The sequence below is a fragment of the Halobaculum saliterrae genome, assembly GCF_009831625.1.
Classification (GTDB): Archaea; Halobacteriota; Halobacteria; order Halobacteriales; family Haloferacaceae; genus Halobaculum; species Halobaculum saliterrae.
In genome coordinates this window covers 215049-240042 of record NZ_WUUS01000005.1, presented here as the reverse complement: position 1 = coordinate 240042, position 24994 = coordinate 215049, and the positions used below count along the sequence as shown (strand labels likewise).

23 protein-coding genes, 1 tRNA gene and 1 pseudogene are annotated in these 24994 nt (G+C 70.7%); 14 read left to right on the top strand and 11 right to left on the bottom strand.

The features are described 5' to 3' along the window. The first annotated feature begins 99 nt into the window (after nt 1-99). From GRX01_RS09790 to GRX01_RS09775, 4 genes are all read left to right on the top strand, one after another. Nucleotides 100-777 (top strand): DUF6517 family protein, encoded by a 678-nt coding sequence (locus GRX01_RS09790; RefSeq protein WP_159666355.1) that lies wholly within the window; start codon nt 100-102, stop codon nt 775-777. Beyond that, complete coding sequence (locus GRX01_RS09785) at nt 774-3176, top strand: hypothetical protein (protein WP_159666352.1); 2403 nt, start codon at nt 774-776, stop codon at nt 3174-3176. The genes GRX01_RS09790 and GRX01_RS09785 overlap by 4 nt, the downstream gene beginning before the upstream one ends. Before the next feature lie 158 nt (nt 3177-3334). Then, nucleotides 3335-4243 (top strand): pyridoxal 5'-phosphate synthase lyase subunit PdxS, encoded by a 909-nt coding sequence (gene pdxS / locus GRX01_RS09780; RefSeq protein WP_159666349.1) that lies wholly within the window; start codon nt 3335-3337, stop codon nt 4241-4243. Nucleotides 4244-4508: 265 nt separating this feature from the next. Beyond that, on the top strand, nt 4509-4982 hold the full coding sequence (locus GRX01_RS09775) for a thiol-disulfide oxidoreductase DCC family protein (protein ID WP_321168008.1): 474 nt from the start codon (nt 4509-4511) through the stop codon (nt 4980-4982). A gap of 39 nt (nt 4983-5021) precedes the next feature. Here GRX01_RS09775 and GRX01_RS09770 read toward each other — a convergent pair whose 3' ends face one another. From GRX01_RS09770 to GRX01_RS19610, 3 genes and pseudogenes are all read right to left on the bottom strand, one after another. Next, nucleotides 5022-5900, bottom strand: coding sequence for a homoserine kinase (locus GRX01_RS09770; RefSeq protein ID WP_159666346.1), 879 nt, complete (start codon nt 5898-5900; stop codon nt 5022-5024). A gap of 107 nt (nt 5901-6007) precedes the next feature. Continuing rightward, on the bottom strand, nt 6008-6256 hold the full coding sequence (locus tag GRX01_RS09765; protein WP_159666343.1) for a hypothetical protein: 249 nt from the start codon (nt 6254-6256) through the stop codon (nt 6008-6010). A gap of 286 nt (nt 6257-6542) precedes the next feature. After that, a pseudogene (locus GRX01_RS19610) lies at nt 6543-6761 on the bottom strand (hypothetical protein); the annotation flags it as partial. 143 nt (nt 6762-6904) lie between these two features. On the opposite strand from GRX01_RS19610, the gene GRX01_RS09755 reads away from it, so the two are divergent. Further along, on the top strand, nt 6905-8179 hold the full coding sequence (locus tag GRX01_RS09755) for a GNAT family N-acetyltransferase (protein WP_159666340.1): 1275 nt from the start codon (nt 6905-6907) through the stop codon (nt 8177-8179). A 130-nt stretch (nt 8180-8309) separates the two neighbouring features. On the opposite strand, the gene GRX01_RS09750 is transcribed toward GRX01_RS09755, so the two are convergent. Next, nucleotides 8310-8383, bottom strand: a tRNA-Ile gene (locus GRX01_RS09750). A 155-nt stretch (nt 8384-8538) separates the two neighbouring features. Continuing rightward, nucleotides 8539-9144 carry an FxsA family protein gene (locus tag GRX01_RS09745; protein WP_321168010.1) on the bottom strand — a complete coding sequence of 202 codons (606 nt, stop codon included), beginning with the start codon at nt 9142-9144 and terminating at the stop codon, nt 8539-8541. 184 nt (nt 9145-9328) lie between these two features. On the opposite strand from GRX01_RS09745, the gene GRX01_RS09740 reads away from it, so the two are divergent. Together GRX01_RS09740 and GRX01_RS09735 are read left to right on the top strand one after the other, a co-directional pair. Beyond that, a complete protein-coding gene (locus tag GRX01_RS09740) occupies nt 9329-10894 on the top strand; it encodes a DUF255 domain-containing protein (RefSeq protein WP_159666334.1) in 1566 nt (521 codons plus the stop codon). 141 nt (nt 10895-11035) lie between these two features. Continuing rightward, entirely contained in the window at nt 11036-11839 is an 804-nt protein-coding gene (locus GRX01_RS09735; RefSeq protein ID WP_159666331.1) for a TrmB family transcriptional regulator, read from the top strand. A 59-nt stretch (nt 11840-11898) separates the two neighbouring features. Here GRX01_RS09735 and mptA read toward each other — a convergent pair whose 3' ends face one another. From mptA to GRX01_RS09720, 3 genes are all read right to left on the bottom strand, one after another. After that, a complete protein-coding gene (gene mptA, locus GRX01_RS09730; RefSeq protein ID WP_159666328.1) occupies nt 11899-12825 on the bottom strand; it encodes a GTP cyclohydrolase MptA in 927 nt (308 codons plus the stop codon). 104 nt (nt 12826-12929) lie between these two features. Beyond that, nucleotides 12930-13346, bottom strand: a complete 417-nt coding sequence (locus tag GRX01_RS09725; protein ID WP_159666326.1) for a DUF7124 domain-containing protein — start codon at nt 13344-13346, stop codon at nt 12930-12932. A gap of 219 nt (nt 13347-13565) precedes the next feature. Beyond that, on the bottom strand, nt 13566-14810 hold the full coding sequence (locus tag GRX01_RS09720; protein ID WP_159666324.1) for an NAD(P)/FAD-dependent oxidoreductase: 1245 nt from the start codon (nt 14808-14810) through the stop codon (nt 13566-13568). A 165-nt stretch (nt 14811-14975) separates the two neighbouring features. Here GRX01_RS09720 and GRX01_RS09715 point away from each other — a divergent pair, with 165 nt between their 5' ends. Next, nucleotides 14976-15590 carry a DUF6149 family protein gene (locus tag GRX01_RS09715; RefSeq protein WP_159666322.1) on the top strand — a complete coding sequence of 205 codons (615 nt, stop codon included), beginning with the start codon at nt 14976-14978 and terminating at the stop codon, nt 15588-15590. A 22-nt stretch (nt 15591-15612) separates the two neighbouring features. Here GRX01_RS09715 and GRX01_RS09710 read toward each other — a convergent pair whose 3' ends face one another. After that, the gene (locus tag GRX01_RS09710) at nt 15613-15954 is read right to left on the bottom strand and encodes a cupin domain-containing protein (RefSeq protein WP_159666583.1); all 342 of its coding nucleotides are present in this window, start codon (nt 15952-15954) and stop codon (nt 15613-15615) included. A gap of 148 nt (nt 15955-16102) precedes the next feature. On the opposite strand from GRX01_RS09710, the gene GRX01_RS09705 reads away from it, so the two are divergent. Both GRX01_RS09705 and GRX01_RS09700 read left to right on the top strand, forming a co-directional pair. Continuing rightward, nucleotides 16103-16627, top strand: coding sequence for a DUF5817 domain-containing protein (locus tag GRX01_RS09705; protein WP_159666320.1), 525 nt, complete (start codon nt 16103-16105; stop codon nt 16625-16627). 42 nt (nt 16628-16669) lie between these two features. Continuing rightward, the gene (locus GRX01_RS09700; RefSeq protein ID WP_159666318.1) at nt 16670-17053 is read left to right on the top strand and encodes a hypothetical protein; all 384 of its coding nucleotides are present in this window, start codon (nt 16670-16672) and stop codon (nt 17051-17053) included. A gap of 51 nt (nt 17054-17104) precedes the next feature. Here the strand turns inward: GRX01_RS09700 and hmgA are convergent, their stop codons facing one another. Further along, the gene (hmgA, locus tag GRX01_RS09695) at nt 17105-18325 is read right to left on the bottom strand and encodes a hydroxymethylglutaryl-CoA reductase (NADPH) (protein ID WP_159666316.1); all 1221 of its coding nucleotides are present in this window, start codon (nt 18323-18325) and stop codon (nt 17105-17107) included. A 107-nt stretch (nt 18326-18432) separates the two neighbouring features. On the opposite strand from hmgA, the gene GRX01_RS09690 reads away from it, so the two are divergent. From GRX01_RS09690 to nadC, 4 genes are all read left to right on the top strand, one after another. Then, on the top strand, nt 18433-19968 hold the full coding sequence (locus GRX01_RS09690) for an amidohydrolase (protein WP_159666314.1): 1536 nt from the start codon (nt 18433-18435) through the stop codon (nt 19966-19968). 424 nt (nt 19969-20392) lie between these two features. Beyond that, a complete protein-coding gene (gene nadA, locus GRX01_RS09685; RefSeq protein WP_394351377.1) occupies nt 20393-21517 on the top strand; it encodes a quinolinate synthase NadA in 1125 nt (374 codons plus the stop codon). A 2-nt stretch (nt 21518-21519) separates the two neighbouring features. Beyond that, nucleotides 21520-23181 (top strand): L-aspartate oxidase, encoded by a 1662-nt coding sequence (locus GRX01_RS09680; protein ID WP_159666310.1) that lies wholly within the window; start codon nt 21520-21522, stop codon nt 23179-23181. Further along, a complete protein-coding gene (nadC, locus tag GRX01_RS09675) occupies nt 23171-23977 on the top strand; it encodes a carboxylating nicotinate-nucleotide diphosphorylase (RefSeq protein ID WP_321168006.1) in 807 nt (268 codons plus the stop codon). Before GRX01_RS09680 ends, nadC begins: the two co-directional genes overlap by 11 nt. Here nadC and GRX01_RS09670 read toward each other — a convergent pair. Next, nucleotides 23956-24948 carry a winged helix-turn-helix domain-containing protein gene (locus GRX01_RS09670; RefSeq protein ID WP_233740967.1) on the bottom strand — a complete coding sequence of 331 codons (993 nt, stop codon included), beginning with the start codon at nt 24946-24948 and terminating at the stop codon, nt 23956-23958. The genes nadC and GRX01_RS09670 overlap by 22 nt on opposite strands. Nucleotides 24949-24994: the final 46 nt, after the last annotated feature.

Below are 24994 nucleotides of genomic sequence, written 5' to 3'. Positions count from 1 at the left end.
GTTCGTCCGTGTGAGGCGTTGCCGCGGCGAGATCGTGGCCGGACGGTCCCGACACATTCGACCACGAGACTGATACCCCTGCGGACACAGACCCGTTCCATGTCCAGAGAGGCACTCGACAGACGAACGTTCATGCGACGAACCGGGGCCGCGCTCGCGCTGGGGGGTGCGGGCGCGACGAGCGGCTGTCTCGGCGTCATCACCGGCTCCGAACCCGCGGAGTTCTCCGCGAACGTCGCGTCCGTCCCGGACTCGACGCTGGAGTCGACCGGGTTCGAGGAGTACCGGGTGGAGCCGAGGGAGTTGACTCGGGAGTTCACCGTCGCCGGCCAGACCCGCGAGGTCGTCGTCACCAACCAACTCGCGCAGTACGACAAGGCCGCGGAGGTGTTCGGCGAACGCCTCCGCGCGTCGATGTTCGTGGCGCTCTCGACTCCCGCCGTCGAGGTCGCCGGGCAGACGTTCAACCCCGTCGCGGAGATGAGCACTCGCGACATCGCGCGGCGCATGCTCACCCAGTACGAGGGGATCGACAACCTCCAGGAGGACGGCGAGGAGACGGTCGCGGTGCTCGGAACCGACACCACCGTCGGGCGGTTCACCGCCGACGCGACGATCGCCGAGGGCGTCTCCACGGAGGTGCAGATCCACGTGTCCGAGGCGGTGCGGGCCGGTGGCGACTTCGTCGTCACCGTCGGCGCGTACCCGTCGCTCCTGTCGGGGCAGGGTGACGACGTGCGTACGATGATGCGCTCGGTCACCCACGAGGGAGCGTGACGGGACCGACGAACGATCGTGACCACCCGGGACAGAGGTCCGGGGATGACACCGTCGCCGGCGATCGGGGAACGACAGCCGACGAGTCGGCGTCCGGGGGGCTCACGCGCCGCGACGCGCTCGCCGCCGCGGGCGCCGTCGGTGCGTCGTCGCTCGCGGGCTGTGCCGGGTTCGGCGCCTCCGACGACTCGCCGGAGACGACGGCGATCGACGGCGATCGCGCGCGGACGCTCGCCGCGGCCCACGCGCCGGACCTCTACTTCGGCGTCGGCGAGCGGTGGTTCCCGACGGACCCGCGGGCGTACCTCGACGACGGCGAGGACGTCCTCGACGGCTTCGCCGCCTTCGACGGCTACTCTCGCGCGTTCGACGAGGCCGGCGAGCCGCCGAACCGGACGGCGTTCTACAACGTCCGACGCTACGTCGACACCGACCTCGTGGTCGTTCAGTACTGGTTCTACTCGGCGTTCGACCAGTTCACGGTGAACTTCCACTGGCACGACTGGGAGGTGCTGCAGGTGTTCCTCGACGTGAGCGAGGAGTCGGGCGACGCCGAGGTCGGCGAACCGAACCTGCTGGTCGCGTCGGCCCACTCCCGAAAGGTGCCGAACAACGAGTTCCTCGACCCGGAGACGGACCGCGCGGCGATCATCAGCGAGGTCGGGAGCCACTCGTCGGCGCTGGGCGTCAACGAGACCCGCGACGTCTTCGAGCGACTGGCGACGTCGACGGACATCCCGGACGTGTCCAACGGCCCCCTCGCGCCGCTTGAGATCCCGGCGGCGTACGGCCTTCCACGCGGCGAGGGGTACCGCCTCCCGTTCTCGTTGCCGGAGCTCGACGGCGCCCCGATCCACGAACACCCGGACCTCCCGAACGTCACCCGCGACCACCTCGTCCCGGCGGAGATGACCGTCGACTCGTTCTCGGGGATCCCGTCCCCGCCCGACGACCTCCCCCTCCGGGAAACGGGGGTGCTGTTCGCGTTCGAGGACGCCGAGAGTACCGCCGATGCCGACTACGGCTACTCGCTGGCGCCGATGGCCGACCTCGGGATCGCGGAGTTCACCGGGCCGCAGCTCAGCTTCGAGTTCGCGATCCCCTCGTTCGCCGAGGACGCGTTCGCCTCCCACATCACGACCACGGGCACCCCGACGGAGCAGCCGCGGTACACGAACCCCGTCGCGGACGTGACCGACCCTCGACACCGCTCGGCCCTCTCCGAGCGGTTCGACCTCGACGTGTCGGGGCTCGCTGGCGACGTGGTGGGCGTGCTTCGGGAGGCGACCGCCAGCGACGACGCCCCCGGGAGCAACGGCGTCGACACGAGCGACCCGACGGTCGAGGGGATCGCGCTCCTCGAATCCGACCCCGAGGCGGTCCCGAGCTTCAACGGCGTCGTCGCGCTCCAGGACGTGCCAGAGGGCGACCATACCCTCACCGTCAACGGCGCGGGCGTCGCGCCGTTCAGTCAGGGCCTCGCTCACGAGGAGGACGGCGAGCCCACGACCGCCGGCGTCGACGGCGACGTGGTCGTCGCGCCCAACGAGGACGCGGTGAAGGTGCGGGCGTCGCCGGCGGCAGACGTTCCCGGCGTGAGCCGCGTCGCCGTCGAGGACGACTTCGCCGGGGCGGTGTACGAGGGACTCCCGCCGAGCGTCGACGGCGACGGTAGCGCCGAGGACGGCGGCGACAGCGGCGACGACGGCGGGAGCACCGAGACGGCGACGCCCGCCGGCGACGCGGACGGGGGAGACGGCGGCCGGGGCGTCGCGGTGTACGCCCACCGCGAGGGCGCCTACACCGCGGAGGTCGAGGACGAGGAGGGTGCAGTCGGCGCCTTCCGCGTGAATCCCCGTGCCGACCAATCCACGGCGACGATCTCCGAGGCCCGGACCGGGAAGGCGTCGCTCGCGTCGTTCCTCCTCACGATCCTCACCGAGACGACCGCGCAGGCGACCGTCTTCGCCGACGGCGACGGCGAGGGCATCGACGAGGTCGACGTCCCCGACAGTACCGCCGAGCAGGGAGGCAACGCCGCCGAGGTCGTCGACGACGTGCTCGCGGCGGCGGCCGAGGCGGCCGGCGGCGACGACGACAGCGACGGCGACACCGGCGGCGGGAACGGGGGAAGCGGCGGCCCGGACGGTCTCACGGGCCTCCTTCGGGCGCTGGAGGCGACGACGACGGCCGCGAAGCGCGCGAACGAGGCGACGCGGGCCGGGAACGCCGAGGGCGCGGACAACCGACTGCGTGGCCTCCGACAGCGGACGGAAGCGCTCGCGGACGCGCTCGAACGGAACCGCGAGAACCTCCCCGGGAAGCTCCCGGATCTGGTCGAACGGCGACTGCCGCAGGTTGAGCGCCGGATCGATCAGGCGCTCGACGCCGACGCCTGAGTCGGTCGTCGGCACCCGCCTCCGCCTCGTTCTGCCCGACTCCCCTGAAACTGTCTCCCACGCTGTCGGACGTCCGTGGACACCCGAGATCGGACGCCATCGGGCGCACGCGCCCGCGAAAGGACAACCGTTACGTACGCACAACCGAATTAGATCACATGACCGAGGAGACCGATCTGGAGGAGCTCAAACGCGGGACCGACCTGGTCAAGCGCGGCTTCGCGCGGATGCAGAAGGGCGGCGTGATCATGGACGTCGTCAGCCGCGAGCAGGCGCGGATCGCCGAGGACGCAGGGGCGGTCGCCGTGATGCACCTCGAGTCCGTCCCCGCCGACATCCGCAAGCGCGGCGGCGTCGCGCGGATGGCCGACCCCGGGAAGCTGGAGGAGGTCATCGACGAGGTGTCGATCCCGGTGATGGGGAAGGCGCGGATCGGTCACACCGCCGAGGCGCAGATCCTCGAGGCCACCGGCGCCGACATGATCGACGAGTCGGAGGTGCTCACGACCGCCGACGAGCGCTACCACATCGACAAGCGCGAGTTCACCGCGCCGTTCGTCTGCGGCGCCCGGAACCTTCAGGAGGCGCTGCGGCGCATCGACGAGGGCGCGGCGATGATCCGGACGAAGGGCGAGGCCGGTACGGGCGACGTCAACCAGGCGGTCACCCATCAGCGCAACATCCAGCGCGCCATCCGCCAGCTCTCGGGGATGGCCCACGAGGAGCGCGACGAGTGGGCCCGCGAGCACGGCGCGCCCCGCGAGCTCGTCCACGAGACCGCCGAGATGGGTCGCCTCCCCGTCGTCAACTTCGCCGCCGGCGGCATCGCGACGCCCGCCGACGCCGCGCTCATGATGCAGCACGGCTGCGACGGCATCTTCGTCGGTTCGGGCATCTTCGGCGCGGAGAACCCGCCCGCGATGGGCGAGGCGATCGTCGAGGCGGTCAACAACTACGACGACCCCGAGACGCTGAAGGAGATCGCCAAGTCCCCCGGCAAGGGGATGGCCGGGCAGGCGAACGACCAGATGGACGAGGAGGAGCAGCTGCAGGGCCGCGGCGTCTGATCCCGGTCCCCGCTCCCCCACTGCTGACCCCGCTCGGCCGTACGAGCAGTTATATTCGATCCCGTGACCAGAGCCGAGCGACCGCAGTGATCTGAAACGGGCCGCGGAGCGCACGCGGGTGTGCGACACGCCGTTCCGCGGGCGGAAACCAAGCGTCGCGGACACGGCCGGTGTCCGCCGACGCGCCTCGTGTCGCCTGTTCGCCACCGCGACCGTGACGCTCGTCGCCGCGGCGTTGAAACCCGCGGGGGTCCTACCGGCCCCTGTGAGCGAGGACGGAGACTCAGACGTGGCGTCGAACGACGACCCGCTGGCGGGCGTCGATCCACACCGACACCCGGTGATCCTGTTCGACGGCGTCTGCAACCTCTGTCACGGGGCGATCCGGTTTCTCGTCCGCCACGACGCCGAGGGCGTGTTCCGGTTCGCGCCGCTGGAGTCACCGGTCGGACAGGCGCTGTTGCGCGAGCGTGGGCTCCCGACCGAGGACCACGACTCGTTCGTGCTCGTCGAGGGCGACGACACGTACCGGAAGTCGACGGCCGCGCTGCGCGTCGCCCGGAGGCTCGGCCTCCCCTGGCGGCTCGCGTGGGAACTGCGCCGCGTCCCCCTCGGCGTTCGCGACGCCGTCTACGACGTGGTCGCCGCCTACCGGTACGACGTGTTCGGACGGAAAGAGTCCTGCGAGGTTCCGGAGCCGGAGGTCAGAGAGCGCTTCGCAGAGCGGGCACTGGAGTGAGCCTCGCGTTCGCCGGCCGTGCCACGTGGAGGCGTCGATCTACAGCACCCTCGTGCCGTCGCCGACCGCCGTCTGGTACGCCCGCGCGCCGACGCCGGCGTCCGCGAACCCCTCGACCATCGCCGAGGCGATGGCGCGCCGACGTCCCGGCTCGCACACCGCAAGCACGCTCGGTCCGGCGCCGCTGACGGTGACGCCGGTCGCGCCGGCCGCCAGCGCTGCCTCCCTGACACCCGCGTAGCCGGTGATGAGGTCCGCACGCGCAGGCGTGACCACCGGGTCGTCGAGCCCCCGCCCGACCAACCGGGGGTCGGATCGGCACATCCCGGCCGTGAGCGTCGCGGCATTGCCGACCGTCTCGACGTGATCGGCCATCGATACGGAGTCCGGAACGACCCCGCGGGCGTCGCGCGTGGAGACGACCACCTCCGGGAGGCAGGCGACCAGCGACAGGTTCGTCTCGACGCTCGTCGCGCCGTCGTCGCTCCGGACGATCGTGAACCCCCCCAGCAGCGCCGGGGCGACGTTGTCGGCGTGGGCCTCGCCGGAGACGACCGCCTCACCCTCGGCGGCGACGGGGACGAGATCGTGGCGGCCGTAGCCGCGGTCGTACAACTCGTTGAGTGCGACCGCCGCGGCGGCCGCGGAGGCGGCGGAGGACCCCAGCCCCGAGGAGGGACGCACGCCCTTATCGATGTGGATGTGGGCGGGCGCCTCGAGCGCGTCGGCGACGGCCCCGACCACGTTCTTCTCGGGGTCGGTCGGAATGAAATCGGCGCCCGCTCCGGTCACCTCGATGGTCGTCTCGGCCGCTCGCTCGACCGAGACGGTGTCGGCCGGATGCGAGAGCGCGACACCGAACGTGTCGAAGCCGCTCCCGAGGTTCGCGCTGGTCGCCGGTGCGCGGGCGGTTACCATGCCGCGTGAGTCCGGCGCGGCGGGCAAAAGGATGACGTTCGGGGCGAGCGTCCGGCGCTCCGTTTCGAAGGCGTCCGGGACGTACGCGTGAGTCGGACGGCCGTTGACTACCGTCGCGAGGCCACGAACACGAGCGGCCCGACGACGACGAGCACGATGCCGAGGAAGAGATAGTGAACCGGGACGAGCGACTGTGGCGTCAGCAGGAAGATCACGCCGAACAGCATCGTGTTGAGCGCCATCGCCTTTCGGGACACCGGCAGCGTGGCGAGCGTCGTCAGCACGAACCCGAGCAGCAGCGCCTGTCCGACGTTGTACGGGAGCAGGAAGCTGTCGACGATCTGGAGCGGGATCATCTCTTGTCTGAGGTTCCCCACGGGCGCCGCATTAACGTTCCGTTCTCGCTCGTTAGCGTTCCCCCGCCGTGACAGGCGGTGGCATCGGTGGGCGCCCGTCGGCCTGATCGGCGGCGTCGGAACCGGTTCGGGATCGGCGCCGAGCCGATCGGCCGGTCCGTCACCCGGTTCGTTCGGTCGAGGGCGTCGACGAACTGCCGGCGGGATCGTCGCCACCGTCGCCGGACTCCTCCTCGGACGACGCGTCGAACGACGACTCCGAGGGCGGAACGTCGCGATCGGCGTCCGGCCCGGTGATGTCGAGCGGCCGGATCCAGCCGTACCAGACGGCGAACACGGTGAGCCCGTAGCCGAGAATGAACACGAGCCGGCCGAGTCCATTGAAGCCGAGGAGCCCGAGCTGTCGACGGACGACCCCCGTCCCGGCGATGCCGACGACCAGAACCGTCGCGAGCAGGAGGCGGTCGCGTGTGACCCGGTCGCGCAGCCTCGTGTCGTCGCTCATACTCCCGCTGGGGACTCCAGTACCGAGAACCCCGCGGTCCGACGCGGGGAGCGGATCCGAGACGGGGACGCTTCCACCCGCGGCGTGGGTGTCGATCTCACGGCGTCACAAACGCTTTCCCTCGGCGGAGACCCGGTCGTGTCATGAACTACCGCGAGATCCCCGACGCGCACGAGAACACCCTCGGCGACGTCCTCGTGTACGCGTTCTCGCCCGAACGCGGCCCGAACTACCAGCCGACGGGGCCCGATCGGCCGGCGTCGTTTCACCCCAGAGGTCTCTACGACGCCCCCGATCTGGACGATCTCGACCCGACAGACGAGCGCGACCCGGAGGCGGCCGAACGAGCCGATCCGAAGGCGGACGACCTCACCGTCGTCTGCGGGTACTACGACTTCTCCGCGCGGGTACGGGGCGACGTTCGCGACGTGGCGGGGATCGCGGCCGTCGCGTCGCCGCCGGAGGCCCGTCGCCGGGGGCTCGTCCGCACGCTCCTCGGCCACGTTCACCGCGAACTGCGGGACGACGGCGTCGCGTTCGCCGCACTGTGGCCCTTCAAGTATTCCTTCTACCGACAGCTCGGGTACGAGCGGATCTGCAATTACACGCGGGTCACCGTCTCGCCCGACGCGCTGACCGGCGCGTGTCCGGATCCCGCGGGTTCGTTCGAGCGGCTCGGCGAGGACGACTGGCCACGTCTGGACGCGGTGTACGACGAGTGGGCGAACGAGGGGTTCCGTCTCGATCGGAGCGAGGACTGGTGGCGACTGCGGGTGTTCCGGTCGCGGGACACCGACCCGTACGTGTACGGATGGACCGACGGCGACCGCGGCGGCGACCTCCGCGGATACGTCGTCTACACGGTCGTCGACGGGGACGAGACGGAGGGGAAAACGATGGCCGTGAACGAGTTCGCCCACGTCGACCGCGAGGCGCGCGGGCACCTCCTGCGCTTCTGTCGCAACCACGACTCACAGGTGGAGCGGGTCCGGTTCGCCGGTCCGGCGGACGTCCGGCTGTTCGACGAGCTCGACGACCCGCGGGCCGCCGACACGGAGATCCGACCCGGCCCGATGGCCCGCGTCGTGGATGTCGAGGCGGCACTGGGGGCGGTCGCGTACCCCGAGGACGTCGAGACGACGCTCGTGTTCGACGTGGACGACGACATCTGCGAGTGGAACGACGGACGTGTCCGCCTGCGCGTCGTCGACGGACGCGGGACCGTCGAGCGGGTCGCCGCCGATACCGATGCCGATGTGGCGCTCGACATCGGCGCGTTCTCGCGACTGGTCGTCGGCTCTCACGGGATCGACAGACTGATCGAACTCGGCGCAGTCGACGTCGAACGCGATGCGGTGCGGGCCGCGCTCGCGGACGCGTTTCCGGTGACGGATCCGTTCCTCCGCGAGGGGTTCTGATCCCGCTCGAGTCGAGAGTGTACGAACGGACGGACGGACGGACGTCTCGACGGTGCTGGAACGCGGAAATTGGGTGGCTGGGGAGCCAGTGGCCCAATTCTCACCGGCTAAGGGCCGGTGATACCTTGGATGGGCCAACACGGATTTGAACCGTGGACCTCCCGGTTATCAGCCGAGCGCTCAACCTGACTGAGCTATTGGCCCAGGCGAGCGCATTTTCGAGTAGTGGAAGGGATTGGTTAAGCGTTTCCGTTCGGCATCACCGCCACGTCATGCGGTTGCACGGGAAGCAGTCACTGTCTCCCGTCGACGGACGGCGGCGCGGTCGGAGGCGCCACCGCGTTCTGCGGCCGGACCGATCACCGCTCGCGCTCGGCGTTCCCGTCGTCCCCCTCGTCGACCTCCTCGAAGTCGACGTCGACGACGGAGTCGTCGGGGGCGTCCGCCGCGTCGCGGTCGGCGGCTCTCGCCCCGCCGCCGAACCCCGCGGACCCGGCGGTTCCGTTCCCGCTCGCGGCGTCGCCGCCCGTCGTGTCCGCATTCGGAAACCCGCTCGTCCAGACCGCACCCGTCGCGAAGCCGTCCATCCGCGAGTCGACGTACGGCACGACGACGTAGCGGCGAAGCAGCTCCCGGATCGGGTACCTCGTCGCCGGGATCGCGAGCAGGAACCCGATCGCGTCTGTCACCAGCCCGGGCGTGAGCAGGAACGCGCCCGCGGCGATCAACAGCCCGCCGTCGAGCACCTCGCCCGTCGGCACCTCGCCCGTCGCGAGCTTCCGCTGGACGGCCCGAAGCGTGTGGCGCCCCTCGGCGCGCACGAGAAGCATCCCGAGCAGTCCAGTGAGAACCACCAGCGCGACCGTCTGCACCGCCGTGAGGAGGTTCGTCGCCACCCACAGCAGGAACGCCGCGTCCGCCAGCGGGATCGCGAGCAGGGCCACGAGCAGGTAGCGAACCCGGATGCGCATACCCGGAGTACCCGAGGGCGGTGTATAGCCCTTTTGGAGGGTGCCCCCGTGGGTCGCGTGTCCGGTGGCTCGAGCGGTTCTGCCGCCCACGGACGACCGTCCGGTGACCGCCCTCACCGGGGAGCGCTCGACCGTCCGCGAACGCCGACTTTACCCTCGGGCGCCTCCGAACCCGGGTATGACAGACGACACGCGCGTCCAGTGGCGCGAGTGGAGCGCCGACGCCCTCGCGGAGGCCGAGCGAACGGGCCGACCGGTGCTGCTGTTTCTCACGGCGACGTGGTGCGACGACTGCCACCGGATGCTCGTCGAGACGTTCGGGGAGCCGCGCATCGCGGCCAACGTCAACGACGGCTTCGTCCCGGTGAAGGTGGACGTCGACCGCGAGCCCCGCGTCCGCGAGCGGTACAACATGGGCGGGTTCCCCTCGACCGTGTTCACGACCCCGTCGGGCGAACTGCTCACCGGCGCGACGTACCTCGGACCCGACGGCTTCCGGTCGGTGCTCGACCGCGTCCGGGAGACGTGGGACGAACGCGGGGAGGACGCCGGGCGCGTCCCGCGCGCGCTCGCCGGGAACGACACCCCCGGCGGGCCGGTCACGAACGCTATCGAGGAGCACCTCGCGGGCCAGCTCGACGCGCAATGGGACCCGGACTTCGCCGGCTGGGGCGACGACGCGAAGTTCCCCATGCCACGGACCGTCGAGTTCGCGCTCAAGCGCGACCGCTACAAGGCCACGCAGACGCTCGACGCGATCGAACGCAACCTCGTCGACGACGACGGCGGCGTCTTCCGGTACGCCGGCGCGCGAGACTGGTCGAACCCCGCCCGCGAGAAACTCCTCGCCGACGACGCCGGGGTCCTGCGCGCGTTCGCCAACGCCTACCTCTACACCGGCGACGAGTCCTACCGCGAGACGGCCGAGTCCGTCCACGCGTTCCTCGACGCCGAGCTCTGGTCGGGGTTCGCCTACGGCGCCAGCGTCGGCCCGGACGGCGAGCGAACCGACCTCACGGCGTACGCCGGCGGCAACGCCCTCGCGGCGGACGCGCTGCTCACGCTCGCGGCGTACACCGACGACGAGTCCGCGCGGCGGTCCGCCGAGGACACGCTCGCGTACCTCCGCGAGACGCTCGTCGACGACGACGGCACCGTCCGACACCTCGACGCCGACGACGCCGAGGCGGACCTCCTCGAGGACGTGGGACGCGTCACGACCGCGTTCTGCACCGCGGAGTCCGTGCTCGGCGACGGCGTCGAGGTCGCCCGTGCGGTCGCCGACCGGGGGATCGACGTCCTCGGCGACGAGGGAGCCTTCCGTGACGGCCCCGCGTCCGGGCCCGGACTGCTCGACCGACCGCTCCGTCCGATCGACGGCGTCGTCGAGTTCGCCGACGCGTTGCTCGATCTGGCGGCGTTGACGGGCGAGGACGCCTACCGCGAGCGCGCCGAGGACGCGGTCGGCGCCTTCGCCGGCGCGACCGACCGCATGGGCGCCCAGGTGGCGGGCTACGGCTCGGTCGCCGCTCGACTCACGCGTCAGCCGCTCGTGATCGACGTGAACACCCCCGTCGGATCGGACCTCCACCGGGCGGCGCTGCGGGTCGCCGACCACGAGACGGTCGTCGTCCCCGACAGCGACCGCGCGCCGGAGGACGCCGCCTCCCTCCGCGGCCGCGACGCCGACCCCGCCGAGTCGCCGGACGCGCTGATGCGCCGGGTCGCGGACGCGGCGCAGTAGCGCGAACGCGCGGTCACGCGAGCCGTGGACTCACAGAGCGGACGGTCGTGCGGGCGTGCGGTCGGACGGTGACGTCTCCCCGTCGCGGTGACCCGGTAAACTCCCAGTGTGTTTTTTCACCCCCCGTCCCGTGGGGATGGTATGGCAGACCTTCGCGACCTGGGGCTCTCGGAGTACGAATCCCGTGCGTACCGCGCCCTCCTCGACGCCGGGCCGGCAACCGCAAAGGAGTTGTCCGAGGCGAGCGGCGTGCCGATGGGTCGGGTGTACGACGTGCTCAACAGCCTCGAACGGCACCGACTCGCCCGGAGTCAGGCGGCGAGCAGGCCGAAGAAGTACCTCGCGGTCGAGCCGGACGCCGCCCTCGATCGACTGCTGGAGGAGAAGCAACGCGAACTCGACGAGCAGGCCGAGCAGTACGAGGCCGTCGTCGAGGAGCTCTCCACCGAGTTGGAGGCCGGCGACCCACCCGACGAGCAGTTCTGGACGGCCGCGCTCGGCCCCGAGGAGACGGCCGATCTGCTACTCGAACGGTTGTCGGCGGCCGACGACCGCGTCGTGATGATCGCGGCCGCACCGGCGTCCGGACTCGACATCGGCGCCATCGGCGAGGCGGTCACCGAGGAGCTGGAGGCGGCGCTCGAACGCGGCGTCGACGTGTCGCTGCTGCTCTCCGAGGAGGTCCCCGCGCAGCTCCCCGAGAGCGTCGGCGAGCGATACTTCGACCGGATGGCCGACCACCCGAACTTCGCGGTCCGGACCGCGCCGGGGTTGCGCGGGACGTTCACGCTCGTCGACGACGCGGAGGTGTGCATGGAGGTCCCGAGTCCGGTCGACCCCGACGAGTCCTTCGCGATGATCGACCTGAAGGACCCCGAGTTCGCCGGCGACGTCCGCCGGACGTTCCGCGAGCGGTGGCAAGAGGCGTCGCCGCTGTCGCTGTGAACGCCTGAGAAACCGAATCGGAGCCGAGCCGGCCCGAGTACAGCGGATACGGGCCGTCGTTATCGAGCCAGCTCCTCGCGCAGCGTTCCCATCGTGATCTCGCGCTCGGCGTGGGCGTTGTGCTGATGGATGGACTCGTCGTTCGACTGCTTCATGTGGACGACCACGTCGTCGTCGAGGTGGTCGTACGTCTCGACCACGTCCTCGGCGAGCGCGCGGACACAGTCCTCGACGAACTTCGCGTCCATGTGCGCCTCGTAGGTCATGTGATCCTCGTCGGGACGCTTGGCGTAGTTGTAGATCCGCGCGCTCATCGAGTCGCGCGCTGTGTCGATCACGTCCAGGAGGTCGACGTCGGGCGTCCCGTCGGCCGTGAACGTGAGCGTGGCGTGCCCGCGCTGGGAGTGCCCCGGTTGAGGGACGGCATCGAGGAACTCCTCGGCGACCTCGTCGTCGACGCCGAGGTCGTCGAGCTTCTCGCGGGCGCGAGACTCGGACATGCCCTGTGAACACGGGCAGACGGTCATTCCGGTCACTTCGGCGCCGATCTCCTCGCGGGTGCCGTCCTCGTCGGCGACGGCGGAGGCGACGACGGTGAACGTCGACTGCGTCTCCCGACCGGAGGCGGGCGTGTCCTCCCGGGCCGCGAGCTCGGCCGTCATCTCGATCTCCGCGGTCGTCGTGTAGTCGTGTTTCGCGAGCAGCCGCTCGGCGGCGTCGCCGCAGACGTCCTCGATGCGGTACGCCTCCTCGCGTGTCGCCGCCTCCAGCACCTCGTCGATGACCTCCATGTTCCGGCTCATGTCGATCCCCTTGCGCTCGCCGGGGAGGTCGACGAACACCGAGAACTCCGCCATGAACACCCACGGTCGCGGGTCGCCCCGGTCGACCTTCACGAGTTTGTCGACGCCGGTGACCCCGACCTGGCTGAGTCCGACGGAGACGTCCGGCCGACTGGCCTGCACGTCCGGCAACTGGTGACTCATTGAGTGAATACTCCCAAGGGTCGACGCTGATTAGTGGTTTCGAAAGGTGAAACCCCCTCGCACGCGTCGTGCCCGCGGCCCGCCGCCGCGGGGGCGACGCGTGCCTATGGCCAGTCGTCGCGCGTGTCGTCGCCGAGGGGGTCGGACTCTTCGTCGGGGTCGGTCGTCGTCCAGCCGGCCGACTCGGCGGCCTGTGCCAGCGGGAGGAACTCCCAGCCGGTCTCCTCGGCGACCGCGCGATCCTCGTCGGTCGTCCCGACGAACACGTGTCGGTCGGTGTCGAACTGGCGCTTCACGTTCTCCAGCGACTCCGTCACCCCCCGGGGACCCGAGAAGAAGTCCTGCCGGACGCGGTGCTTCCGTGTGAAGTTGGTGACGACGTACGTGGGTTTCTCCGAGACCACGCCGACGTATTCGGTCCACCCGCGCGCGTCGTTGAACACCGCGTTCGGATCGGCCAACGACCGCAGCGCGTCCAACTCGAAGGCGAGCGTCATGTCGCTCGAACCGCCGGCATCCATGGTCGCACTCCGAGGGTGGCGCCGAAAACGGTGTCGGTCCCGTCGCTCGTCCAGTGTCGGTCGAGGTCCTCCCCGAGTCGGCACGATCGTCGGCGGCATCGCCGGCGTCGCCCCCGTCGTATCGGTTGCGCCTTCGCTCGCGGACACACGGACGATTCGGAGAAAGGCGAACCGACCGGGTGGCGAACGGGACGTGGAGCGGGGCGAACGAGACGGGAACTACTCGGCAGCCGCGCCCTCGGTCTCGAGGTCGTCGACGGAGAACCCCTCGGTCATGAGGAGGTCCTTCTGGCCGCTCACGTCGACCTGCTCGCGCATGAGCTGCTTGTACGCCGACTGGGGTGCGAGGTTGCCGATGAGCACGCCGCCGACGATCTTCCCGTCCTTCAGCGCGAGGCGGCGCCACTCGTCGTCGCCGAACGAGCGCATGACCTCGTCGTCGCCGAGCGTCGGGTGGCCGAAGGAGAGGAACGGGAAGTCGAAGTGCGTGATGGAGTACGAGGAGACCCAGCGGAACTCCTCGGACTCGTACTCGAGCATGTTCTTCGCGGCGATGGTACCCTGCTCCTTCGCGCTGCCCCACGCGCCGTTCTGGGCCTGCTCGCCGAGGATCAGGTCGTGGAACCGGGTGATGTCGCCCGCGGCGAACACGTCCTCGTCGTTCGTCCGCATGTACTCGTCGACGACGATCCCGTCGTCGGTCTCGATGGGCGTGTCCTCGACGAGTTCGGTGTTGAGGTTCAGCCCGATGGCGACGCCCGCGAAGTCGGCCTCGAAGCGATCGCCGTTGGGGTCGACCGCCGCCGTCACGTGGCCGTCGTCGTCGGTCTCGAAGTGATCGACGCCGGAGTCGAAGACTGGCTCGACGCCGCGCTCGCGCATCGCCTCGTGCATGATCTCGGCGCCCTCCTCGTCGAGCGCGTAGCGCCACCAGGAGTTGCCCCGCATCAGGTACTTGCCCTCGATGTCCTGGGCGCCACAGATGGCCGCCAGGTCGATCCCGAGCAGGCCGGCGCCGACGATGACGGCGTCGTCCGCCTCCTCGGCCGACTCGCGGATGCGTCGGGCGTCCTGGAACGTCCAGAAGTGGTGGACGCCCTCGGCGTCGCTCCCCTCGACCGGAAGCTGCTGGGGCGTGCCGCCGACCGCGAGGAGCAGTTTGTCGTACTCCAGCACGTCGCCCTCGTGGGTCTCGACCTCGTGGTCGTCGGTCCGGATGTCGGTGACGAGCGTGTTGAGTTCGAGGTCGATGTCGCGCTCCTCGTACCACCCCTCCTCGTGGATGGAGATGGGCGCCTCGGGGAGCTTCCCCTTGGCGAACTCCTTGATGAGGATGCGGTTATAGAGGGCCTCCCCCTCGTCTGTGATCACGGTGATGTCGGCGTCGGGCTCCTCCTCCCGGAGGGTCTCGGCGGCAGAGCTACCGGAGATCCCGTCGCCGATGATGACGAACGACTCGCTCATACCGGCGATTCGGATTCGGGGTTAATGTGGGTTGCTATCGACGTGAGGGTTCACGAGAGTCCGTACCAATGGAATTCCCCAGATCCTTTAGGACTGAAAGGATGATCGTCAGGGTCGGACACCGGATCGCCGCACATTCAAGGGTCCACGGGCTCTAGAACGGATATGAAGCTCCGGCAGAACGTCCGCCACTGGGCCGCAAAGCGCGCGCTCACCACGCCGGTCGTCGGCGGCTACGTCAACGACAGGCTCGTCGGCATGCACACGGACATCTTCCTCGACAAGGCTGACGAGGGTCGTCGCGAGGAGCGACGGGCACACCTCGACGACTTCTTCGACGCGACGATGGACACGTATGTCGCGGCGCTGGAGGCGGGTTACCCCGAGGCGGAGGCCCGCGAGATAACCCACGTGCAGGCGAACTTCGACTTCTTCAACCACGGCTGGGCGGAGATGATGGAGATCCCCAGCGACGAGCTGGAGGAACACTACCGTCGCTACGAGGAGTTCTTCACACGGTACGGCATCACCATCGACGACCCGCTCGGCGACTTCCGCCCCGCCGACGGCGTCGCCGACGCGCCCGAGACGCCCGGCCGGATGGACGACGAGGAGTTCGAGAACGCCGTCGCCGGCTTCGCCGACGACGCGTACGTCGAGGACGCGGACGGCGAACTCCACGTCGGCGGCACCGACGAGCCGGACGAGGTCGACGTGAGCGCGGCCCCGGGCGTCGACGAGAGCGACCTCGACGACGACGCCGAGGCGGGGGCGGACTGAGCGCTCCCCCCGCGACTGAGTCTCACTCCTGCCAGTCCGGGTTCGGTCGCGGCGGGCTGAAGACGTCGATTCCCTCGACCTGTTCGTCGCCGCGGTTCTCGACGCCGTGCACCTCCTCGCCCGCGAGCACGTACGAGTCGCCGGCCTCGCAGACGACCTCCTCGCCGTCGGCGAGGAGGAACGTGAGCGTGCCGGCTGTGATGTACCCCGCCTGCTCGTGACGGTGGCTGTGCGACGGCACCTCGGCGCCGGGATCGATCGAGAAGTGCTGGACGCTCATCTCGGCGCCGGTCGCCAACTGCGCGAGGTGGACCCCGGACACCGCCTCGGTGTCCGCGCTCGGGTCGTGCGGTTCGTGCTCCATACCGTTGCCGGCGGCGGCGAGCGTCTTAACTCCGCGGGCGACTGCCTCGCTTCCGGCGAGACGCGCCGCCGGTCCGACCCCCTCCAATGCGGCGACGTTCGCCCCGTCGGTAGCAAGGTTCAACTCCTGTGACGAGCAAGCCGCGGCCATGTACGCGGTCGTCGGCTGTCGCTCCTGTGGCACCTACTGGCTCGTCAGCGACCCCGACCGGCAGGAGTCGGCGACCTGCCCGCGCTGTGAGACGCGGCACCCGACCGACCGGCTGAAGCGGTTCCACGAGTCGGACGACCGGGCCGCAGCCGCGCAGGCGCGGGCGAAGCTGCTCGCCGACAAGCGGGGACAGTCTGAGGCCTTCGAACGCGCGGGAACGGTCGACGAACTGGAACGGGAGCTCGACGGGTTCGAGGGCGCCGTCGACGACCGGGAGTACCTCGAGGGGTCCGGGCTCGACGCCGACGAGGTCGCGTCCGCGGGCGAGGACGCCGCCGGCGGGTCGCGCTCGCGCGACGAGGTGGTCCGGGACGCGCTCAGGGAGGGCAACGCGACCGAGGAGGGCGTCGTCGGATACGCGACCGACCACGGCGTGCCCGCCGAGGCGGCGCGAGACATCCTCGACCGACTGACGCGCCGCGGCGAGGCGACGGAGTCGCGCGGGGAGTATCGACTCCTGTAACGGCGGCGGAGCGCTTATATCGGACACCGATCCAGTCGAACCATGTCGATGATCGCGGGAGCGACGGCAGTCGGCGTCGAGGCCGCCGGCGTGCTCCACGCGCCGCTCGCGTGGCCGCTCCAGTCCGCTGCCGGGACGGCGGACGCGCCGCCGTACGCGGGCCTCCTGTTTCTCGCCGCCTTCGTCTCCCTGCTGGGGATGTTTCTGACGATGCACGGCGCGGCGGCGTACGCGCTGCTCGTGTGGGAGGGGACTACCGGGGTGGCGGCGTGGGTGTACGTCCACCCCGCAGTCGGCGGGTTCCTGTTCGCCGCGGCCGCGATCCAAGCGCCGATGGCGGCGCACCTGTGGGGGGACCCCCTCTCGGTCCGGCGACGGACCGTGTGGGCGATACGGGCGCTCGCGACGCGGCTGGACGAACGGTAGCGTCGAGGACAGGAGCCGAGGCGGTCCGAGCCGGAGTGCTGGACCGAACGGTTACCGACCGAGGCTCGCGTGCGCCGACGAGAGGTTCCGCGACGCGAGCGCCGACAGCAGGGAGAGCTCGCCCGCCAGCGCGGCGACCGCGACGGCCTCCGCGAGCGCGTCGCCGTTGCTGCCGGCGGGGTCGCCGCCGCCGCGAACCCCGAGCACGTCCAGCGCCTCCGACTGCGTGGGGAGCTTCGTGCCGCCGCCGACGGTGCCGACCTCCAGCGACGCGATGGTGACGCTGACGTACAGGTCCCCGTCGCCGTCGACCTCGGCCGTGGTGATCGCGTTCGCCCCCTCGACGACCTGCGCGGCGTCCTGCCCGGTCGCGAGGAACATCGCCGCGACGCTGTTGGCGACGTGGGCGTTGAACCCGAGGCTGCCGGCCTTCGCGGAGCCGACGAGGTTCTTGCGGGTGTTCACCTCGGCGACGGCCTCGGGCGTCGTCTTCAGGGTCTCCTCGACCGTCTCGCGTGGGATCGTCACGTCGGCGGCGACCGTCCGGCCCCGGCCCTCGACGGCGTTGATCGCGGCGGGCTTCTTGTCCGTGCAGAGGTTGCCCGACAGCGCGACGAGCGAGGCGGTCGTCTCGGCCTCGATCACGTCGCACGCCTCCTCGGTGGCGATGGTTGCCATGTTCATCCCCATCGCGTCCTTCGTGTCGTACGCGAAGCGGACGAACACGGTGTTGCCGACGACGTACGGCGTCGCCTCCTTCAACTCGCCGTGGCTCGTCGTCGACTCGGCTGCCTCCCGGAGGGCGTCGACGTTGTCCCGGACCCACGAGGAGAGCGCCTCCGCCTCGGCCACGTCGGCGACGCGGAACGCCGGCGCACGTGTCATCCGGTTTTTCAGGACGCGTGCGCCCGCCCCGCCGGCCGTGTTCAGCGCGGCGCAGCCGCGGTTGACCGACGCGAGCAGTGCCCCCTCCGTGGTCGCCATCGGGAGGTAGTGCTCCCCCGAGATGGCGCCGCCGTCGATCTCGACGGGGCCGACGACGCCCACCGGGATCTGGATCGCGCCCAGCATGTTCTCGATGTTCGAGTCGGCGTCGGCGGCGTCGAAGGCGTAGTCGCCGCTGGTGGAGAGGTCGGCGCCGGAGTGCTCCTCGACGAGCAGCCGTCGCGCCGCGGCGGCGGTGTCGGCGTCGGCGTGCTCCTCCAACTCGTACAGGCGAAGGTCGCCGTCGCGCACGCGCTCGGCGAGCGCGGCGGCGTCGGTGTCGGTCATGGGTGTGGGTGATCCCGGCGGGCGCTAAGTGGTGTCGGTTCCGCACACTCGCCCCGCGGCCGCCCGCTTCCCGAACGGTTTTGCCGCCCGGGGACCCGCGTTCGCGCATGACCGAACCCGCGGACCTCGTCGTCGTGAACGCCGAGGTGCACACGCTCGCCGACCCCGACGAGACGTACGACGCGTTCGCCGTCCGCGACGGCCGCGTCGTCCGCCTCGGCACCACCTACGACGTGGAGTTCCTCGCCGGCGCCGACACCGAGACGATCGACGCCGACGGCCGCGTCGCGATCCCCGGACTGATCGACGCCCACACCCATCTGCTCAACGCGGGTCGATCGCTGGTTCACGCCGACCTCTCGGCGGCCGAGTCTCCGAGCGACGCGGTCGGGTTGCTCCGAGAACGCGCAGACGAGATCGATGAGGACGAGTGGGTGCTCGGCTTCGGCTACGACGAGTCGACGTGGGAGGAATCCCGCTATCTCACCCGCGAGGACCTCCACGAGGTCTCCGAGACGGTCCCGGTCGTCGCCTTCCGCGAGGACATGCACGTCGCCGCGGTCAACGACCCGCTCCTCGACCGGCTCGGCGACGAGATGCCCGACGACGACGTGCGCACCGAGGGGGGCGAGCCGACCGGCGTGATCGTCGAGGAGGCGGTCGACCCCGTCTACGAGGCGATCGAACCCGACGCCGAGGAGGCCGAGGAACTGATCCGCGCGGCCCAGGCGAACGCCAACGAGCGCGGCGCCACGATGGTCCACGACATGGTCCGGCAGTCGAAGGCGCCGCAGGTGTATCGCGACCTCGATCTGGCGGACGAACTCACGCTGCGCGTGCGGATCAACTACTGGGCGGACCACCTCGACTCGCTGATCGACGCCGGGTTGCGCACGAACCACGGCAGCGACATGGTACGGACCGGGGCGGTGAAGTCCTACACCGACGGCACGTTCGGCGGCCGGACGGCGAGGCTTCACGAGCCGTACGCCGACGACGCCAAGGAGACCGGGACGTGGGTGCTCGACCCCGACGAGATCCACGACCTCGTGACCCGGGCCGACGACCACGGCTTCCAGGTGACGCTGCACGCGATCGGCGACGCCGCGATCGACGCCGTACTCGACGCCTACGAGGGGACGGACGACCCGGAGGCCTCCCGCCACCGCGTCGAGCACAGCGAGCTCGCGAGCGACGAGGCGATCGAGCGGATGGCCGACATGGGCGTCGTCGCGTCGATGCAGCCCAACTTCCACAAGTGGGGCTTCGAGGACGGGCTGTACGACGCCCGCCTCGGCGACCGACGGACCGACGCCAACCGCCTGCCCGCCTACATCGACGCCGGCGCGCCGCTTGCGTTCGGCAGCGACTGCATGCCGCTGGATCCGCTGCTTGGCGTCCACTACGCGGTCAACGCTCCCAGCGAGGACCAGTCGCTCGGCGTCACCGAGGCGCTGCGGGCGTACACCGCGGGCGCGGCATATGCCGGCTTCGACGAGGACCGACTCGGCACGCTGGAGGCCGGCAAGCGCGCGGACTTCGTCCTGCTCGACGAGTCGCCGTGGGAGCAGTCCGACCGGATCGATCAGGTGGCGGTGGCGCTGACTGCGGTGGCCGGCGACGTGGTGTACGACGATCGATAGGGCGTCGGCCCCGCTTTTCCTCCCGTCCGCCCCCGCTTTTCCTCCCGTCCGCCCCCGCTTTTCCTCCCGTCCGCCCCCGCTTTTCCTCCCGTCCGCCCCCGCTTTTCCTCCCGTCCGCCCCCGCTTTTCCTCCCGTCCGCCCCCGCTTTTCCTCCCGTCCGTGCTCCCTTCCTTTCTCTCGGCCGCGTCCGCGTTTTCTTCTCCAGCCCGCGCCACTGCCCGCGTTCGCCCTCGCGTCCACCCGTCGGTCTCCGCCCGAGACCGATCGGTCCCTCGGACTCGCAGTCCGCCGTCGACGCTTGATACTCATCTTCACATGGATGCGTCGAAAGAACGTCACTGTGCATTTGAACGCTCTTGTGAAGAGAAATTTTAATCAATGTGCGTCCATGGGTGCTAGCTACCTCTGCAAGCTATGCCACGAATGGATACAGCGGACATAGACACCGACTTGAGCCTCTTCAAGTACGACCACCTGGAGCGGCTGCCCGACGCCTATCGTGACCTGTCCGAGGCGGAACGGAATCGCCGGATCGAGGCGGCTCGGGACACCCTCGGCGACGATCTGGTGATACTCGGCCACAACTACCAGCGACGCGAGATCGTCGAACACGCCGACTTCGTCGGCGACAGCTACGGCCTCTCGCGGGAGGCGGCCGCCACCGACGCCGCCCACGTCGTCTTCTGTGGAGTGACGTTCATGGCGGAGTCCGCCGACGTGATCACCGACGACGAGCAGACCGTCCACCTCCCGTCGATGGAGGCCTCCTGCCCGATGGCGGGGATGGCGGAGGCGCTCCAGGTCGACGCCGCTTGGGCCGAGTTGGACGAGTTGACCGGCGACGAGGAGGTGGTGCCGGTGACGTACATGAACAGTTACGCCGACCTGAAGGCGTTCTGCGCCGAGCAGGGCGGGCTGGTGTGCACGTCCTCGAACGCGGCCGACGCGTTCGAGTGGGCGTTCGACCGCGGCGACGTCGTCCTGTTCCTCCCGGACAAACACCTCGGCCGGAACACGGCCCACGACCTCGGCATCGCCGACGCGGCCGTCGAGTGGGATCCGTGGGCGGACGGCGGGGCCGACCGGGAGGCCGTCGCCGACGCGGAACTCGTCCTGTGGGACGGCTACTGTCAGGTACACGAGCGCTTCACGAGCGAGCACGTCGCGCGCGTCAGGCGCGAGCGCCCCGAGGCGAACGTCGTCGTCCACCCGGAGTGCCGGCGCGAGGTGGTCGAGGCCGCCGACGTCGTCGGCTCCACGGCGACCATCCGCGAGACCGTCGCCGAGGCCGACGCCGGCGAGACGTGGGCCATCGGCACGGAACTTCACCTCGCCAACCATCTCGACCGGTGGCATCCCGAGGTGGAGGTGATACCCCTCTGTGGCGACGCCTGCATGGACTGCAACGCGATGCGCCAGATCGATCCCAACTACCTGACGTGGGTGCTGGAGGGGCTGGTCGAGGGCGAGGACCGCAACGTCATCGAGGTCGCCCCCCGCGAGCAGGATCTGGCCGCGACCGCGATGGAACGGATGCTGGAGCTGTGACCATGCCCGACGTGACAGTTCCGACCGTCGACTGCGACGTGCTCGTCGTCGGCTCCGGGATCGCCGGCTGTGCGGCCGCGCTGGCGGCCGCTCGCGAGGGTGCCGACGTGCTCGTCGTGACGAAGGCGAGCGAGCCCGACGACGCCGCGACCGACTGGGCACAGGGGGGTATCGCTGTCACCCGATCGGACCCGGAGACCTTCGCCGCCGACATCCGTGCCGCCGGCGACGGCGAGTGCGACCCGGCGGCCGTCGAGACGTTGGTCCACGACGCCCGGGAGGCGATCGAAGACGTCCTCGTCGATACCCTCGGCGTCCCGTTCGACGAACGGGACGGCGACGCCGGCGACGACGACGCGAGCGACGGCGACCCCGACCGCGTCGACGCGGCCGGCTACGACCTCGCGCGGGAGGCGGCCCACTCCGAGCGACGCGTCCTCCACGTCGACGCGGAGACGGGCAGACACGTCCTGCGGCCGTTTCTCCGTCACCTGCGCGATCGGCGCGCGGTGCGGTTACGCGAGGACACCGCGGTGCTCGATCTCCTCGCCGACGAGGGCCGAGTGACCGGCGCCACGATCGAGCCGCCGGCTGACGCGGCCGAGGACGTTCCGGCGGCGGTCGTCCGCGCCGACGCGACCGTGCTCGCGACCGGCGGGGTCGGCGCGCTGTTTCCCGAGGCGACCGGCCCGGCGGGCGCCACCGGCGACGGGATCGCGACGGCGGCGCTGGCGGGCGCCGACGTGCGCGACATGCAGTACGTCCAGTTCCACCCGACGGCGCTCGACACCGACGACCCCGCGGTCGACGGCGACGCCGACGGCCTGTTGATCAGCGAAGCGGTTCGCGGGGAGGGGGCGCGACTCGTCAACGCGGACGGAGAGCGCTTCATGCCGGCGGTCCACGCGGACGGGGAACTCGCCCCACGGGACGTCGTCGCCCGCGCGGTCGCCCGCGAACGCGACCGCACCGGCGGCGTCCGACTCGCCGTCGCCGACGTCGACTTCGCGGAGGAGTTCCCGGGGCTCGCGGCGGGCTGTCGGGAGCGCGGCGTCGACCCGGCCGACGGGATCCCCGTTCGGCCCGCCGAGCACTTCCTGTGTGGCGGTGTCGCGGTGGACGAACGCGGACGGACCTCGCTCGCTCGGCTGTACGCCGCCGGCGAGTGCGCACGCACCGGCGTCCACGGGGCGAACCGGCTCGCCTCCACCAGCCTGTTGGAGGGGTTGGTTTGGGGCCGCCGCGCCGGCGCGGACGCCGCCGGCCGCGACCCGCTCGACGACCCCGTCGACCCGCCGACGTACCGCGACCGGGATCCGACCCTGCCGGGCCGCTTCGCCGACGACAAGTTCCGCCGGCTCCGGGGGACGATGGGGGAGGCGTTCGGGCTCGAACGCGACCGCGAGCGGATGGCCGCGGCCGCGGGCAGTCTCAGGCGGCTGAAAGGCGAGGTCGACGCCTACACCCGGACGCGCACGAGCCGGGAGCTGTACGAGCTACGCAACGCCGCCGTGACGGCCCTCCTGATCGCCCGCGACGCGGTCGACGCACCCTCCGCCGGCTGTCACCGGGTCGTCGACCGCGCGGGGGGCGACGGGGCCGGACGCGGGGCCGGCGACGGCGAGGCGGCGGCGGCCAACGGGGGTGACGGCCGTGCTGACTGATTCGACGATCGAGTCGTGGCTCCGCGAGGACCTGGGCCACCACGACGTGACGAACGACGTCCCCGGCGAGACCGAGGGGCGACTGGTCGCCCGCGAGGGCGGGGTGGCGGCCGGGTTGGAGGCCGCCGTCCGTGTGTTCGAGTTCCTCGGCGCGAACGCGACCGCGGCGGTCGAGTCCGGCGAGGAGATAGCGTCCGGCGAGACGGTGCTACGGACCGCGGGACCGGCGCGAGCGACGCTCCGGGGCGAGCGCGTCGCGGTCAACGTGGCCGGTCACGCATCCGGAGTGGCGACCGCCACCCGCGCTGCCGTCGACGCCGCGCGCACCGTCTCCGATGACGTCGCCGTCGCGGCCACGCGGAAGACGACGCCCGGCCTTCGGGGCGTCGAGAAGCGCGCGGTCGCCGTCGCCGGCGGCGACACCCACCGGCTCGACACCTCGCACATGGTGATGGTGAAGGAGAACCACGTCGACGAACTCGGAATGGAGGCGGCCGTCGAACGCTTCCGCGAGCTCGCCTCCTTCGCGACAAAGGTGGAGGTCGAGGTGGAGGACCCGGCCGACGCCGCCCGCGCGGCCGACGCCGGCGCCGACATCGTCCTCCTCGACAACATGTCCCCTGATGCGGTCCGCCGGGGCGTCGAGTCGCTGCCACCGGGCGTGCTCGCGGAGGCCAGCGGCGGGATCACCGTGGAGTCGATCCCGGAGTACGCGGACACCGGGGTCGACGTGATCTCGATGGGGTCGCTCACCCACTCGGCCCCGTCGCTCGACTACTCGTTCCTGATGGAGTGAACGTCCGCGCCGTCGGCCGACGGGTCCCGCTCGGCCCCTTCGGCGCCCGGGTCCGTCGCGTCGAGGACCTCCAGCGTCTCGTCGACGGTGACGCGGATCACGTCGCCGTCACAGGGGAGATCGAGGCGGACGCGGAGCGGATCCTCGCTCACCACCGTCGTGTGCACGTCGCTGACGGTCCACGGATGCGTCCAGAACGGCTCGGTGGTGAGGTCGACGCCGCGCTCGGAGAAGAAGGTCAGCACGGACGCGGTGTCGAGGAGGTTCACCCCGACGGCGGACGTGAGCCGGTTGTCACAGCGGCCGCAGGTGTGCCGCACCGCGACCTCCTGTCCCGGAACGGCGGTGTCGGCGACGAGATCGGTCTCCATGCGCCCCATGCACTCCGGACAGACGCCGTCGGCGGCCAGACAGTAGTGGTGACGGACGTGGTGGTGGAACGCGTCGAGGAACTCCTCGGGGGTGCGGTCGGCGAGCCCGCCCGGCGGGAACGAGTAGTTCACCGGCGTGCGCCCGCAGTCGGTGCACGCGATCGTGAGCAGCTCGTTCGCGTATCGCGCCTCCAGATCGCCGTCGCACTCGTAACACGTCCCGGGCGCGTCGAACGGGCCCAGTTCGCTGCGACCGGTGAACGTCCCCGCGAACACCGACCGAACCACCTTCCAGCCCGGCGTGCGGAACTCGTACCCTTCCGAACACTCGTCGTCGGTCCCGTCGCACTCGACCTTCCGGACGAAGTGGTCGAGCAGCTGCTTCAGGTGATAGTTGAAGTGCGCGCTGTCGTTCAAGTCGGTACGGTCGTACAGTTCGGAGAACGCGACGGGGCGGTCGTCGTCGCGCTCGATCGTCGCCTCGTGCAGCGACTGGAGGATGTCGATGCGCGTCTCGTTTCCGAGGAGAGCGAACGCCTCCGCCGGATCGAGGTCCGCCTCGCCCGCGTGGTCGACGGCCTCCTCCGCGGATCTGCTCATGGCGGGGTGTGGAACGTCGCCAAACATAGTCGTTGGGTTGATACGC

Bases quoted from the DNA above. Each gene is read 5' to 3' on its own strand.
- GRX01_RS09765 (WP_159666343.1), bottom strand. From the start codon at position 6,256: ATGATCCCGCTCCAGATCGTCGACAGCTTCCTGCTCCCGTACAACGTC.
- GRX01_RS09680 (WP_159666310.1), top strand. From the start codon at position 21,520: ATGCCCGACGTGACAGTTCCGACCGTCGACTGCGACGTGCTCGTCGTC.
- GRX01_RS09735 (WP_159666331.1), top strand. From the start codon at position 11,036: ATGGCAGACCTTCGCGACCTGGGGCTCTCGGAGTACGAATCCCGTGCG.
- GRX01_RS09725 (WP_159666326.1), bottom strand. From the start codon at position 13,346: ATGGATGCCGGCGGTTCGAGCGACATGACGCTCGCCTTCGAGTTGGAC.
- GRX01_RS09770 (WP_159666346.1), bottom strand. From the start codon at position 5,900: ATGGTAACCGCCCGCGCACCGGCGACCAGCGCGAACCTCGGGAGCGGC.
- mptA (WP_159666328.1), bottom strand. From the start codon at position 12,825: ATGAGTCACCAGTTGCCGGACGTGCAGGCCAGTCGGCCGGACGTCTCC.
- GRX01_RS09720 (WP_159666324.1), bottom strand. From the start codon at position 14,810: ATGAGCGAGTCGTTCGTCATCATCGGCGACGGGATCTCCGGTAGCTCT.
- GRX01_RS09700 (WP_159666318.1), top strand. From the start codon at position 16,670: ATGTCGATGATCGCGGGAGCGACGGCAGTCGGCGTCGAGGCCGCCGGC.
- nadA (WP_394351377.1), top strand. From the start codon at position 20,393: ATGGATACAGCGGACATAGACACCGACTTGAGCCTCTTCAAGTACGAC.
- hmgA (WP_159666316.1), bottom strand. From the start codon at position 18,325: ATGACCGACACCGACGCCGCCGCGCTCGCCGAGCGCGTGCGCGACGGC.
- pdxS (WP_159666349.1), top strand. From the start codon at position 3,335: ATGACCGAGGAGACCGATCTGGAGGAGCTCAAACGCGGGACCGACCTG.
- GRX01_RS09705 (WP_159666320.1), top strand. From the start codon at position 16,103: ATGTACGCGGTCGTCGGCTGTCGCTCCTGTGGCACCTACTGGCTCGTC.
- GRX01_RS09740 (WP_159666334.1), top strand. From the start codon at position 9,329: ATGACAGACGACACGCGCGTCCAGTGGCGCGAGTGGAGCGCCGACGCC.
- GRX01_RS09715 (WP_159666322.1), top strand. From the start codon at position 14,976: ATGAAGCTCCGGCAGAACGTCCGCCACTGGGCCGCAAAGCGCGCGCTC.
- GRX01_RS09790 (WP_159666355.1), top strand. From the start codon at position 100: ATGTCCAGAGAGGCACTCGACAGACGAACGTTCATGCGACGAACCGGG.
- GRX01_RS09710 (WP_159666583.1), bottom strand. From the start codon at position 15,954: ATGGAGCACGAACCGCACGACCCGAGCGCGGACACCGAGGCGGTGTCC.
- GRX01_RS09670 (WP_233740967.1), bottom strand. From the start codon at position 24,948: ATGAGCAGATCCGCGGAGGAGGCCGTCGACCACGCGGGCGAGGCGGAC.
- GRX01_RS09690 (WP_159666314.1), top strand. From the start codon at position 18,433: ATGACCGAACCCGCGGACCTCGTCGTCGTGAACGCCGAGGTGCACACG.
- GRX01_RS09755 (WP_159666340.1), top strand. From the start codon at position 6,905: ATGAACTACCGCGAGATCCCCGACGCGCACGAGAACACCCTCGGCGAC.